This window comes from Pseudonocardia sp. ICBG1142 (genome assembly GCF_020496255.1).
GTDB lineage: Bacteria > Actinomycetota > Actinomycetes > Mycobacteriales > Pseudonocardiaceae > Pseudonocardia.
Map to the genome: position 1 here is coordinate 416,488 of NZ_JAHLJC010000003.1, position 12,823 is coordinate 429,310.

Here is a 12,823-nt window from a genome sequence, read left to right on the forward strand (position 1 = left end):
GACCGGGTGAGGTGGTCCTCGCGGTCGGCGCGCGCGTCGGCGAGACGGCTCGCGTCCAGCAGGAGACCGGCGACCGAGCTCCACCGGCCCTGGGCCGCCGCGTCCGCGGACAGTGCGTCGAGCCGGTCGGCCAGCTCGGGGTCGCGCCCGGTGGTCGCCGCGGCGAGGAGCCGGAGACGGCGTTCCGGGGAGTCGACGAGGTCGGCGGCGGCACGCCGGAGCGCGGCCGCGCGCGCCGGCCCCACCGAGTCCAGGACCGCGGCCCGCACCATCGGGTCGGGTGGGCTCACCCGCGGGCCGAGCTGCCCCCCGGCGCGGACGACGAGACGGGCGTCGGAGGCCTCGCCCAGCGGTTCCAGGACCTCGTCCAGACCTGCGACCCGGGCGGCCTCGTGCAGTTCCACCCGCTCACCGAGGACCGCGACGGCCTCGACGAGCGCGCGGGCGCCCTCGCCGATCCCGGCCAACCTCGCACGCACGGCCGTCGACGTCGCCGCCGGCGGCGGGAGCCGGAGGAACGGGTCGGCCCAGTCCTCGGCGTCCACCTCGGTGAGCAGGGCGACGACGTGCCGGGGCGTGCCCCGGGTGTGGCGCCGCAGCCGTTCGGCGGCCGGCGCCGTGAGCGGGCGGCCGAGATCGGACGCGATGGCGCCGATGCTCCGCGCGTCGAGCGGGTCCAGGCGCATGGTGTGCTCGACCCGGGCCAGGAGGTCGTGCTGCTCGGCTCCCGCCCGCAGGGGGTCCACGGCCAGCACCACCAGATTCGCCGTGCGCGCATGGTGGGCGACCAGCGTGCTCAGGGCCTGGAGGGACGCCACGTCGGCCGCGTGGGCGTCGTCGACGACGACCAGGCCGCCGTCGCGGCCGATCCGGTCCGCGAGCTGCCCGGCGATCTCGAACGGTGTGGCCCGCGCGTCGATCCCCTCCACCAGCTGGGAGACGACCCCGCCCGCCCGGGACCGTTCCCAGGGCGCCGCGCGTGCCCGCAGGACCACACCGTCGGTCGCGCGGACCAGCGCGTCGAGGACGGTGGTCTTCCCGTAGCCCGAGGGCCCGGTGAGGACGACCGTGCACGCCGGGCCGGTGGCGGTCGGGCGGTACGCCGACAGCCGGTCGACGACGGCGTCGCGGCCGGAGGGGGACGTCATGACCCCATCCTGGCGAAGGACGAGGTCACCCGAGGTCGCCTCCTGCCACCGGCAGGACCGTCCCGGTGATGTAGGAGGCCTCGTCCGAGGCCAGGAACGTCAGCGCGGCGGCCTGCTCGTCGAGCGTGCCGTAGCGCTTCATCAGCGACGACTCGGTCGTCTGCTCGACGATCGTGGCGTACCAGCGGCGTTCCTGCTCGCCCTGCGGCGCCGGACCGCGGGGGTCCGGCGCGGCGGCGCGTCGGTGCCCCCCGGTGCGGTGGCGACGACCCGGATCCCGTGCGGTGCCAGCTCGAGCGCGAGAGCCGAGGTGATCGCGTTGACCCCGCCCTTCGCGGCCGCGTACGGCACCCGGTTGAGCCCGCGGGTGGCGACCGAGGAGACGTTCACGATCGTCCCGCTCCCTCGCTCGACCATGTGCGGGGCGACCGCACGACAGGACCACAGGGTCGGCCACAGCGACCGGTCGATCTCGGCCCTGATCTGCTCGGGCGGGTAGTGCTCGAACGGCTTGGCCCAGATGGTCCCGCCGACGGTGTGGATCGCGACGTCGACGCGGCCGAACCTGCCGATCGCGGCCTCGACGACGGCGGACGCACCGCCCCAGGTCTCGAGGTCGGCGGTGACGGCGATCGACGTCGACTCCGCGTCCCCGTCGGCGGCCAGCTCCTCGGCCAGCTCGTGGACGTGCTCGGCGCGGTCGGCCAGCACGAGGCTGCCGCCCTCGGCCGCGATCCGGCGGGCCGTGCACTCGCCGATCCCCTGTGCGGCGCCGGTGACCACCACGACCTTGCCGGCGAACCGGCCCGGCGTGACGAACCGGGGCCGTCGCCGCTCGTCGGTGTCCCGCATCGCGCGCCGCATCGTCGCCTTGGAGTTCCGCGCGTGGTCGACGATCAGGGACCGCGCGGCGTCACGGTCGCCGGCCTCGAACGCGTCGACGATGTCGAGGTGGTCCTGCGCGCAGTCGGGGTGGCACCACACCGCCGAGCGCAGCGTCTCCGCCATCGCGCCCTTGACCCCGAGCGCCTGGTAGGCGCGCAGCAGGTGCTCGTTCCCGGTCAGGGTGAACAGGTGGTCGTGGAACGCGGCGTTGGTCTCGGTGTAGGCGTGGGCGTCGGTGAAGCGTTCGCCGTCCCGGTCGACGTAGGGCACGGTCGCCTGGGCAAGGAGCCGGTACCCGGCGATCTGCCGGGTGTCGAGCCGCCCGATGACGAGCTCCAGCGCCCCGAGCTCGAGCCCCTGCCGGGCGTCGAAGATCGCGTCGGACTTCCGGATCGACGGATGCTCCTCGCCGATCTCGTAGCCGTCGGCGGCGACCACGCCCGCTCCGGACCGAGCGGCCGCGACGGGCCGCTCGACCAGTGGGCGGAGGTCGTCGGACCGTCCGAGCTCCTGGGACTGCACCGTCCGCGCGTCGGGGCTGACGACGAGTCCGGCGTCGTCGTCCAGGCCGGTGGGTTCGCCGCCTGCCACAAACGGGGTGCCGATCCGCTGGCCGGCGATGCGCCACACCGCGTCGGTCGAGCCGACGGACTCCGGTCGACCGCCGCCGTGACGCGGTTCCGGTTCCCCGAACGTCGTGACGGTCCGGCCCTGGATCCCCCTCCCCTCCCGGCCACCGAGGGTCGGGAGCACACCGTCGCACCCGGGCGGGACCACCGGAGCGGCCCCGGGCTCCGCCGGAGCGTCGGCCCCCGCCCCGCCCCCGTCGTGCCCGGGGGCGACGGCCACGGGTTCGGCGGACACCGTCTCCCCCACCTGCTCGACCGGGGAGGCGGCGAGCGCGAACTTCTCGTAGTAGAAGCCCGCCGGCTCGTGGCCCTGCTCGGCGAAGAAGGAACGGACGGCCTCGACCATCGGCGGCGGCCCGCACAGGTAGACCGCGGCGTCGCCGCCGTGCAGGTGCTCCGGCCGGACGAGCGTCGTGACGTAGCCCCGGTTCGGCGCGGTCGTCTCCTCGGCCGCGACGCAGTACTCCCAGGTCAGGCCGGTCCGGTCGGCGAGGGCGCGCAGGGTGTCGAGCTCGACGACGTCGGCGTCGGTCGACGCGCCGTAGACCAGGTGCACCGGCCGGTCGCTGCCGGTCGCGTCCAGGGTGCGCAGGATGGACAGGATCGGGGCGAGTCCGGTGCCGCCCGCGAGCAGCAGCAGGGGGGCATCGGACTCACGCAGGAAGAAGCTGCCGTGCGGCCCGGTCAGCTCGATCTCGTCGCCCACCCGGGCACGCCGGTCCAGGTACTCCGACATCCGCCCACCGGGCGGGCGCTTGACGAGGAACCCGAGCTCGGCCTCGTCGGGCCCGTTGGAGAACGAGTAGGACCGGGTGACGTCGGTGCCGGGGACGGCGATGTTGACGTACTGCCCGGGCAGGAACGCGAGCTCGTCGCGCTGCTCGATCCGGATCCGCAGGTCGACGGTGGTCTCCGAGAGCCGGTTCACCGCGGTCACCGTGCCCGTGTGGGTCGCCGCGGCGGTCTTCGCGACGTCCGAGGTCGTCGCGATCTGCAGGACGAGGTCCGACCGGGGCCTGGCCTGGCAGGCGAGCAGGTATCCCCGCTCGGCCTCGTCGTCGGACAGGGCGTCCTCGAGATAGGAGCCGGCGTCGTAGCTGCCGGACTCGCAGAAGGCCTTGCACGTGCCGCAGGCGCCGTCGGAGCAGTCGAGCGGGATGTTGATCCGGGACCGGTAGGACGCGTCGGCGACGCTCTGGTCCTCCCGGCACCGGATGAACCGGGTGACACCGTCCTCGAACGAGAGCGCGACCTGGTGGGACCCCGGAGCGGCGCTCGTGGAGGACGGTGCGTCAGCGGTGGCGGTCATCGCCGTCCTCCCTGCTAGAAGTGGTAGATGTCGACGACGTGGTGGATGTAGTCGTTCTTCAGCACCACGGTCTTGCGGCGGATCAGCGGGGCGTCCCCGGAGAAGTCGATCGTGTAGAACGACGTGCCGTAGTACGGGTCGACCGTCTTGTACCGGAAGTACATGGTGTGCCAGTTGAACCGGACGTCGACCAGGTCACCGCGACGCTCGATCACCTCGACGTTGGAGATGTTGTGGCTGGTCCGGGGCTCGGGGATCGAGGTCGCCGACGACCGCTCGGTGCGGATGCGGAAGACCCGGTCCTCCAGGCCGCCCTTGTTGCCGTAGTAGATCAGCGAGATCTCGCGCTGCGGGTCGGTGGTGAGCAGGTCGTGGTCGTCCCAGGACGGCATCCAGTAGACGACGTCGTCGGCGTAGCACTCGAGCCACTTCTCGAACTCGCGGTCGTCGAGGTAGCGCGCCTCGCGGTACAGGAACTGCTCGATCGCGTTCTGCGTGATCGGCGTGGGCGCCGCGGACGGGGCCGCGGGACCGGTGCCCTTCTCGGTGGTGGTCATCGTGCCTCGGCCCTTCCCGCGCCGGCCTGCGCGTTGGCGGCGCGCCGGTCCTCGGCGGTCAGGGAGCCGTGTCCGTGCGCGCCGTGCCCGTCACCGGAGGCCTCCTTCGCCGCGGCGGCTCGCATGATCCGCTGCCAGTAGCCGTGCTGGACCGGGAACAGTCCCTCGTCCTCGTTCTTCATCCCGGCGGAGATGACGCCGGGCATGCCCAGGGCGGTCGCGACCTCGTCGGGGCCGCTCAGCCAGTGCTCGGCACCGCGCGACATGTCGTTCCACGGGGCGGTGGTCGCGTGGAAGGTGAGCTGGCAGGAGCGGAACTCCTCCAGGTCGTCGGGGGTGGCCATGCCCGAGGCGTTGAAGAAGTCCTCGTACTGGCGGATCCGGTGCGCGCGGGCGGCGTCGCTCTCCCCCTTCGGCGCGATGCAGTAGATCGTCACCTCGGTCCGGTCCGGAGCGAGGGGGCGGAACATCCGGATCTGGGTGGAGAACTGGTCCATGATGAAGACGTTGGGGTAGAGGCACAGGTTGCGGCTGCCCTTCACCATGAACTCGCCCTTGGCCTCGCCGAACCGCTCCTTGAGCGCGTCCAGCTCACTCCACAGCGGACGGTCCTGCGGGTTCGCGGCCCAGGTCCACAGGCACAGGTGGCCGTTCGGGTAGGACCAGTAGCCACCGCCGGACTTGCCCCAGCCACCGGCGTCGAGGGCCTTCGTGTCGTTCGCCGACTCGCCCGAGCTGCGCCGGGAGGTGGTGGCGGCGTAGTTCCAGTGCACCGACGAGACGTGGTAGCCGTCGGCCCCGTTCTCGGCCTGCACCTTCCAGTTGCCGTCGAAGGTGTAGGTGGAGCTGCCGCGCAGCACCTCCAGGCCGTCCGGGGACTGGTCGACGAGCATGTCGATGACCGTGGTGGTGTCACCCAGGTGCTCGGACAACGGCAGCACGTCCGGGTTGAGCGACCCGAACAGGAACCCCCGGTAGGACTCGAAGCGGGCGACCTTCGTGAGGTCGTACGAGCCGTCGGTCGCGAAGCTCTCCGGGTAGCCGGCGCCGTCGGGCTCCTTGACCTTGAGCAGCGTCCCGTCGTTGCGGAAGGTCCAGCCGTGGAACGGGCAGGTGAGCGTCAGCCGGTTGTCGGTCTTGCGGCGGCACAGCATGGCCCCGCGGTGCGCGCAGGCGTTGATGAGACAGTGCAGCTCACCGTGCCGGTCCCGGGTGATGAGGATCGGCTGCCGGCCGATGTGGCCGGTGAGGTAGTCCCCGTTCTCCGGGAGCTGGCTCTCGTGGGCGAGGTAGATCCAATTGCCCTCGAAGATGTGCTTCATCTCGAGGTCGAAGATCTCCTCGTCGGTGAAGATCCGACGGTTCGCGCGGTAGATCCCGGCGTCGCGGTCCTCGACGACGGCGGTGTCGAGCACCGCCCCGAGACGGTCGATGTCCACACTCATGACGTCCTCCGTGGTGGTCACTCCGGTGTGCGCGGAGAGGGCAGCGTCCCCAGGAAGTTCGCACGGCGCGGGCGGGGGCACACTGGGTGGATTCCCAGTCCTGACCCAGGGGTCCGGACCGGTTCCGCGGTCCCTGACGCACGGCGTCTCGACCGCGACGTGCGGCGTCGCGATCCGGCGTGACGCGGTCGCCAGGGACCGGGTCGGCAGGAGAGGATCACCGGCATGACCGTCTGGGACACCCCCGAGCGCCGCGCCCTGCGCGACACCGTCACCCGCTTCACCGAGCGGGAGATCGTGCCGCACCTGCCCCGCTGGGAGGACGAGGGCCGTCTGCCCCGCGAGCTGCACGCGGCCGCGGCGAAGGCCGGCATCCTCGGCGTCGGGTTCGACGAGGCGCTCGGTGGCGAGGGCGGCGACCGGCTCGACGTCGCCGTGACGACCGAGGCGCTGATCGGGGCGGGCGGCAGCTCCGGGGTCGTCGCCTCGCTGTTCACCCACGGCATCGCGCTGCCGCACATCGTCGCGGCCGGGACGCCCGACCTGGTCGACCGCTTCGTCCGTCCGACGCTGGCCGGGGAGACGATCGGCTCGCTCGCCGTCACCGAGCCCGGCGGCGGCAGCGACGTGGCCGGGCTGACCACCCGCGCGGTGCGCGACGGGGACCACTGGGTCGTCGACGGCGCCAAGACCTTCATCACCTCGGGCACCCGCGCCGACTTCGTGACGACGCTCGTGCGCACCGGCGGCGAGGGTCACGGCGGGCTCAGCCTGCTCGTGGTCGAGACGGGCACGCCCGGGTTCACCGTGAGTGCCCCGCTGCGCAAGATGGGCTGGCACTGCTCGGACACCGCCGAGCTGAGCTTCGACGGCGTCCGGGTGCCCGCGGCGAACCTGGTCGGCCCCGAGAACGGCGGCTTCGCCCTGGTCATGCAGCAGTTCGTCGGTGAGCGCCTCGGCCTGGCCGTGCAGGCCCACGCGACCGCCCAGCGCGCCCTGGACCTCGCGGTGCGCCACGCCCGCGACCGCGTCACGTTCGGCGAACCGCTGGTGAAGCGGCAGGTCGTGCAGCACACGCTGGTGGAGATGCACCGGCGCACCGACGCCGCGCGCACCGTGACGCGCGCCGCCCTGGAGCGCTCGGCGACGACGTCGCCGACCGACCCAGCGATGGTGCTCGCCGCGCTGATGGCCAAGAACACCGCGGTCGAGGCCGTCGAGTGGGTGGTGGACTCCGCGGTGCAGCTGCACGGCGGGATGGGCTACATGCGCGAGTCGGAGATCGAACGCCACTACCGCGACGCACGCATCCTCGGCATCGGCGGCGGGGCCACCGAGGTGCTGACCGACCTGGCGGCCCGGCTGCTCGGCTACCGGTAGGACGGGCGGCGCTCAGGCCCGGGTCTGGTACTCCCGGGCCACGTCGACGAGCATCTGGTGCATGGCCAGCTCGGCCGGCGCCCGCAGGCGGTCCGGCCGGTGGGCCAGCAGCACCCGTCGCGACGGCGCCTCCCGGCCGAGCCCGAGCACCCGGACGTCGGGTCGCGGCGTGGTGACGGCGGTGCGCGGGGCCAGCGCCACGCCCAGCCCGACGCTGACCATCGCCTGGGCCTCCTGGTAGTCGTTCGCCTGGAACGCGATCCGCGGCGAGAACCCGGCCGCCCGGCAGCTGCGCTCCAGCACCTCCGCGACCGGGTGGTCGTGCGCCCGCACCACCCAGTCCTCGTCGGCGAGCTCGGTCATCGACGTGGTGCGACGGCGGGCGAGCCGGTGATCCTCGGACACGACGAGCACGGTCGGGTCGTCGAGCAACGGGGTCAGCGAGAACTGGGCGGCGTCCACCCGCTGCCAGGCGTAGTCCCACAGCAGCGAGATCCCGACCCGCCCGCTCTCCAGCATCGCGATCAGCTCGTCGTAACGGGCGCTGCGCACGTCGAGCCGGATGTCGGGGTACTGGCGCCGGAACCGGCTGACGACCTGCGGCATCAGGGCGCTCGCGATCGTCGGGAAGGTGCCGATCGCCAGCGTGCCGCGGCGCAGGCCCGCGAGCTCCGCCAGGTCGGCCTCGGCGGCCTCCAGCCGGCGCAGCACGTGCCGGGCGTGTCCGGCGAGCACGGCACCGGCCTCGGTCGGCAGCACCCCGCGGGCGAGGCGTTGCACGAGCGGCTGGCCGGCCTCGGCCTCGAGCCGGCGCAGCTGCTGCGACACCGCCGACGGTGAGTAGCCGAGCTGCTCGGCCGCGGCCGTCATCGAACCGGCGTCGAGGACGGCGGCCAGCAGCGCGAGCCGTCGGACGTCGAGCACGGGGCCTCCCGGGCGAGGAACTCGGGCCCGGTGGATCGCAGAGCTCATCCAGGGCCTGCATGTCTGCTTCACCCTAGCCGAGTCCGCGAGCTGCGGAGACGTCGGATCGCGGCCCGAATCCGCTCTCCGGGCCCGTACGAGCGTGAAGCACGGCTTCACAGGTATCGACGAAGACGCGCTGGTGCTGCAGCCGAGTCGGGCGCACTGTCGCCTCATCACACCGGCCCGCGGTGCCCGCCACCGCCGACGAGGGAGCGACTCGTGCGCGACATCTCCGCCACCTGGATGCGCGGCGGCACCAGCAAGTGCTGGGTCTTCGACCGCGACGACCTGGACGTCGACGGTCACACGGTCGACGAGGTCCTGCTGCGCCTGTACGGCAGCCCCGACCCGCGCCAGATCGACGGCGTCGGCGGTGCCACCTCGACCACCAGCAAAGCCGTCGTGCTCTCCCCCGCCCGCGGCGAGGACGCCGACGTCGACTACACCTTCGCCCAGGTCGGCATCACCGACGGCGCGGTCGACTGGACCAGCAACTGCGGCAACTGCTCCGCCGTCGTCGGGCCCTACGCGCTGCGCCGCGGCTGGGTGAGCCCGACCGGCGACGTCACCGCCGTCCGGGTCCGCAACACCAACACCGACCAGCTGATCGTGCTGGACGTCCCGACCCCCGGCGGCCGGGTCGTCGAAGAGGGCGACGAGTACATCCCCGGCGTCCCCCGGCCCGGCCTGGGCATCCGGATGTGGTTCGTCGACCCCGCAGGCCGCACCACCGGTGCGCTGCTGCCCACCGGGAACGCGACCGACGTCGTGCACGGGGTGGCGGTCACCCTCGTCGACGCCGGGGCACCGGTCGTCGTCGTCCCCGCGGCGGCCGTGGGGATCACCGGGCACGAGTCGCCCGCCGAGATCGACGCGGTGCCGGGGCTGCTGGACCGGCTCGACGTGATCCGCCGGGAGGCCGCGGTCCGCATGGGCCTGGCCCGCACCCCGCGCGAGGCCGCCCGGGCCGTGCCGAAGCTGGCGCTGGTCGCCGAGGGTGCGCCCGGCCGGTCCGACGTGGCCGTCCGCATGCTGTCGATGGGGCGTACGCACCCGGCGCTGGCCGTGACCGGCTCGATCGCACTCACCCTGGCGGCCCGCACTCCCGGTACCGTGCTGCACGACCTCGTCGCGACGGAGCGGGAGGACCTGCTGATCGACACCCCGGCCGGCGTCATCGCCACCGTGCACGGCAGCCGGGACGGCCTGCCCGCGGTCGCGGTGCGGCGCACCGCGCGCCGGATCGCGGACGCCCTCCTGGCCCTGCCGGAGGCCGCGACCGCGGCCGCCGCGGCGGCGCACGCCGCCTGAGCCCCCTCCGGGAGCGGCACGCCGACCGGCTCCCACCCATCACCGGACCGCTCCGCTCACCCGAAGGACAATGATGTCGCCCCAACTCCTCTCCATCCTGGTCCTGGCCGGCATGTTCGTCGTCGCGACGATGCTGCCGATCAACATCGGGATCCTGGCCTTCGTCGCCTCGTTCGTGGTCGGGACCTTCGCTCTCGGTCTCGACGAGAAGGAGATCTTCGAAGGCTTCCCGGTCTCGTTGTTCATCACCGTCGTCGGCGTCACCTACCTGTTCTCGGTGGCGAAGCTCAACGGAACGATCGACCTGCTGGTCGACCAGGGGATCCGCCTGGTCCGGGGCCGCGCGATCCTGGTGCCCTGGGTGCTGTTCGCCGTCGCCGCGGTGCTCACCGCGCTGGGCACCTTCACCCCGGCCGCCGTCGCGCTGCTGGTGCCGATCGGCATGAACTTCGCCTTCAAGTACCGGATCAGCCCGCTGATGATCGGCATGATGGTCATCTGCGGTGCGCACGCCGGCGCGTTCTCCCCGATGGCCGTCTCCGGTGCCCTGGTCTTCGGGATCGTGGCCGACTCCGGCCTCGCGGTCTCCCAGGCCGTGCTCTTCTTCGCCAGCCTCGCGTTCAACGCCCTGCTGGGCGGCATCACCTACCTGCTGCTGCGCAACCGGGGCGAGGAGAGCTTCGTCGAACGGCCCGAGACCACCGACACCGACGACGACCTGCCCACCGGGGGCGGCGGTGTCGCGACACTGGTCCGTACCCGGCCGCAGGTCATCACCTGGCAGCAGCGCGCCACCCTGGTCGCGCTGGTCGGCCTCGTCGTCGGCGCGCTGGCCTTCCACCTGCAGATCGGCTTCCTCGCACTGGCCGCCGGCGCCGTCCTGGCCCTGCTCGACCGCGAGAACCTGGGCAAGGCGATCGACGGCATCAGCTGGCCGACGATCCTGCTGGTCGCCGGCATGGTGACCTACGTCGGGGTGCTGGAGCACGCCGGGACGATCGAGTGGGTCTCCGAGGGCGCGGTCCACCTGGGCGCGCCGCTGCTGGTCGCGCTGGTCCTCTGCCTGGTCGTCGGCATCACCTCGGCGTTCGCCTCCTCGACCGCGATCCTGACCGCGGTGATCCCGATGGCGATCCCGCTGCTGCTCACCGGCTCGCTGCCCGCCGCGGGTGTCATCGCGGCCATGGCCATCTCGACCACGATCGTCGACGTCTCGCCGTTCTCCACCAACGGCGCGCTGGTGCTGGCCAACGCCCGGGGCGTCGACCGGACCCGCTTCTACCGCCAGGTCATCACCTACACCTGCGGCATCGTGGCCCTCGGGCCGCTCGCCGCGTGGGCGGTCCTGGTCCTGCCCGGGGCGTTCTGAGGTCCCCCCGACGTCGGTCCGGGTCCCTCCACGCGACCTGGGGCCCGGGCCGACCCGCACCGTGTGCCGGTACCTGCTCGCAGCGGGTACCGGCACACGGCCGTGCGGGGCCGGTCGTGCGTCGTCGCGGGCCGTCGTCCTGGTCGGGCGGCGGTCGGGCGGCGGTCGGCGCTGCCCCGCTCAGGCGGTGAGCCGGACGGCCTCGGCGGCGGCGCGCACCCAGCCCGCACCGACGTCGTCGACCGGGGCGGTCACCGCGGCCCCGACGAGGGCGGACCGCAGGCCCGGTCGGTCGGTGCCGATCGCCAGGACCAGGGCGAGGGCGCGGAGCTCCCAGGGGTGGTCGAGGAGCCGTTCGTCGAGCACGTAGCCCGGTAGCGCCCTCGCCCACTCCGGGTCCCCGGGCGTTGCCGGGCCGTCGGACGCGACGGGCACGCCGCGCAGGGCAGCCCGTCCGACCTGCGACTCGAGGGCGGCCGGGCCACGGGTCTCCCCCGCCGGCACCCGAGGGACCACGAGGTGGTGGGTGCGGGGCGAGTCGGTCCAGATCGCCGTGCGCACCGCGGGGTCGTCCGGCGTCACGGTCTCGAACAGGTACTCCGAACGCGGCCGGTACCAGCTCGGCGGCACCCCGAGCACCGGCCAGCCGCTGCAGCCGGGGGCGGCGGGCAGCACGACGTTGCGCACGGTGTCGGTGTCGTGGTGGGCCCGCCAGATCCGGCCGCAGGCGCACCGGCCCAGGTCGTCGCCCAGCGCGCCGGCGCCACCGTCGCGCGCGGCGCCCGACCAGACCCGGGCCACCGCCCGGGCCCCGGTCCGGGGCCCCACCTCGTCGGCGTGGTGGTCGTACCAGCGGTCGACGGCCTCGGTGGTGGTGAGCCCACGTCGCAGCGCCGCGCGACCGACCAGATCGACCATCAGCATCACGGTGTGCTCCCCGGTGGGTTCGGCGGCGGGTTCGGCAGCGGGTTCGGCGGGGTCGGCCGCGGGTCCGGCGCCGCGCGGGCGCGGAACGAGCGGGCGGCGTCGGCCAGGTCGGACTCGACCGCGGCGGCGGGGCGTACCGGGCAGGCACCGCAGTACCGCCCGGCGGCGGAGGTGGTCCGGAAGGCGAGGCAGCACGCCCGGCGACGCACCGACATCCAGTCGGTGCCGTCGACGCGCACCGCACCGACGACGACCAGACCGCCCAGCCCGGCGTCGTGCAGCAGCGCCCGGGTCGGCCCGACGAATGCGTCGGGACGCGGGCGCCGCCAGGACAGGTGCAGCATGCTCAGCGCCACCGCGTGCGCAACCGCGGCCCGCAGCGTGCGACGCCCGGCCCGGGTCCGTACCGCGAGGTCGTCGGCGAGCGGCAGCAGCGCCCCGTCGAGCAGCGACGCCCGCAGCGCTGCCCGGTCCCCCCGGGCGGGGCGCCCGGGAGCGGCGAGGGCGAGCCAGCCCGGGGTGTGGGGGTCCGGGCCGAGGGAGACCACCTCCGGCCGGGCGTCGAGCAGGACGTCGAGCTCGTGGAACGCGGCCAGGACCGGGGCGGTGAGGCGCAGGGCGTAGCGGTCGAGCAGCAGGACCGCCGCGACGGCACGGCGGTCGGTCCCGCGCTCGTCGGCGACGCGGTCGAGGGTGTCGTCCAGCTCCGGCCCGAGGACCCGGTGGGCCGGGGACCAGCCCCGCGGACGACCGGACCGGGCGACGAAGCGGGGCCCGAGCGGCACGCGGGAAACCAGCACCGTGCCGGGTCCGCCGTCGGCGGGCGCGGATGCGGGGAGCGGCGTCATGACGACGGCACCGGCCCGGTCCGTGGGGAGACGGACCGGGCCGGCGACC

General features: G+C 73.9%; 10 protein-coding genes and 1 pseudogene. 3 read left to right on the plus strand and 8 right to left on the minus strand.

The window, feature by feature from the left end; genetic code table 11:
• Window positions 1-764 precede the first annotated feature (764 nt).
• The 5 genes and pseudogenes from KPL59_RS02075 to benA form a co-directional block, all read right to left on the minus strand.
• Window positions 765-1,148 (minus strand): annotated as a pseudogene (locus KPL59_RS02075) (ATP-binding protein); the annotation flags it as partial.
• A gap of 25 nt (window positions 1,149-1,173) precedes the next feature.
• Window positions 1,174-1,290, minus strand: coding sequence for an SDR family oxidoreductase (locus KPL59_RS35385; protein WP_255676128.1), 117 nt, complete (start codon window positions 1,288-1,290; stop codon window positions 1,174-1,176).
• Window positions 1,290-3,971 (minus strand): benzoate 1,2-dioxygenase electron transfer component BenC, encoded by a 2,682-nt coding sequence (gene benC / locus KPL59_RS02085; protein WP_255676129.1) that lies wholly within the window; start codon window positions 3,969-3,971, stop codon window positions 1,290-1,292. Before benC ends, KPL59_RS35385 begins: the two co-directional genes overlap by 1 nt.
• Window positions 3,972-3,985: 14 nt before the next feature.
• A complete protein-coding gene (gene benB, locus KPL59_RS02090) occupies window positions 3,986-4,528 on the minus strand; it encodes a benzoate 1,2-dioxygenase small subunit (RefSeq protein WP_226359736.1) in 543 nt (180 codons plus the stop codon).
• Window positions 4,525-5,973, minus strand: a complete 1,449-nt coding sequence (gene benA / locus KPL59_RS02095; RefSeq protein ID WP_226359737.1) for a benzoate 1,2-dioxygenase large subunit — start codon at window positions 5,971-5,973, stop codon at window positions 4,525-4,527. Before benA ends, benB begins: the two co-directional genes overlap by 4 nt.
• 225 nt (window positions 5,974-6,198) lie before the next feature.
• On the opposite strand from benA, the gene KPL59_RS02100 reads away from it, so the two are divergent.
• Entirely contained in the window at window positions 6,199-7,353 is a 1,155-nt protein-coding gene (locus KPL59_RS02100) for an acyl-CoA dehydrogenase family protein (RefSeq protein ID WP_020623487.1), read from the plus strand.
• 12 nt (window positions 7,354-7,365) lie between these two features.
• Here KPL59_RS02100 and KPL59_RS02105 read toward each other — a convergent pair whose 3' ends face one another.
• Complete coding sequence (locus KPL59_RS02105) at window positions 7,366-8,277, minus strand: LysR family transcriptional regulator (protein WP_020623488.1); 912 nt, start codon at window positions 8,275-8,277, stop codon at window positions 7,366-7,368.
• Window positions 8,278-8,538: 261 nt separating this feature from the next.
• Between KPL59_RS02105 and KPL59_RS02110 the strand changes: the two genes are divergently transcribed.
• Both KPL59_RS02110 and KPL59_RS02115 read left to right on the plus strand, forming a co-directional pair.
• Window positions 8,539-9,630, plus strand: coding sequence for a PrpF domain-containing protein (locus tag KPL59_RS02110; protein ID WP_226359738.1), 1,092 nt, complete (start codon window positions 8,539-8,541; stop codon window positions 9,628-9,630).
• 73 nt (window positions 9,631-9,703) lie between these two features.
• The gene (locus KPL59_RS02115) at window positions 9,704-10,999 is read left to right on the plus strand and encodes an SLC13 family permease (protein ID WP_226359739.1); all 1,296 of its coding nucleotides are present in this window, start codon (window positions 9,704-9,706) and stop codon (window positions 10,997-10,999) included.
• Between the two features lie 180 nt (window positions 11,000-11,179).
• On the opposite strand, the gene KPL59_RS02120 is transcribed toward KPL59_RS02115, so the two are convergent.
• A complete protein-coding gene (locus KPL59_RS02120; RefSeq protein ID WP_226359740.1) occupies window positions 11,180-11,923 on the minus strand; it encodes a nitrile hydratase subunit alpha in 744 nt (247 codons plus the stop codon).
• Complete coding sequence (locus tag KPL59_RS02125) at window positions 11,923-12,774, minus strand: hypothetical protein (RefSeq protein ID WP_226359741.1); 852 nt, start codon at window positions 12,772-12,774, stop codon at window positions 11,923-11,925. The genes KPL59_RS02120 and KPL59_RS02125 overlap by 1 nt, the downstream gene beginning before the upstream one ends.
• Window positions 12,775-12,823 lie beyond the last annotated feature (49 nt).

Coding starts and splice junctions, on each gene's coding strand:
- KPL59_RS35385 (WP_255676128.1), bottom strand. CDS start 1,290: ATGAAGCGCTACGGCACGCTCGACGAGCAGGCCGCCGCGCTGACGTTC.
- benC (WP_255676129.1), bottom strand. CDS start 3,971: ATGACCGCCACCGCTGACGCACCGTCCTCCACGAGCGCCGCTCCGGGG.
- benB (WP_226359736.1), bottom strand. CDS start 4,528: ATGACCACCACCGAGAAGGGCACCGGTCCCGCGGCCCCGTCCGCGGCG.
- benA (WP_226359737.1), bottom strand. CDS start 5,973: ATGAGTGTGGACATCGACCGTCTCGGGGCGGTGCTCGACACCGCCGTC.
- KPL59_RS02100 (WP_020623487.1), top strand. CDS start 6,199: ATGACCGTCTGGGACACCCCCGAGCGCCGCGCCCTGCGCGACACCGTC.
- KPL59_RS02115 (WP_226359739.1), top strand. CDS start 9,704: ATGTCGCCCCAACTCCTCTCCATCCTGGTCCTGGCCGGCATGTTCGTC.
- KPL59_RS02120 (WP_226359740.1), bottom strand. CDS start 11,923: ATGCTGATGGTCGATCTGGTCGGTCGCGCGGCGCTGCGACGTGGGCTC.
- KPL59_RS02125 (WP_226359741.1), bottom strand. CDS start 12,774: ATGACGCCGCTCCCCGCATCCGCGCCCGCCGACGGCGGACCCGGCACG.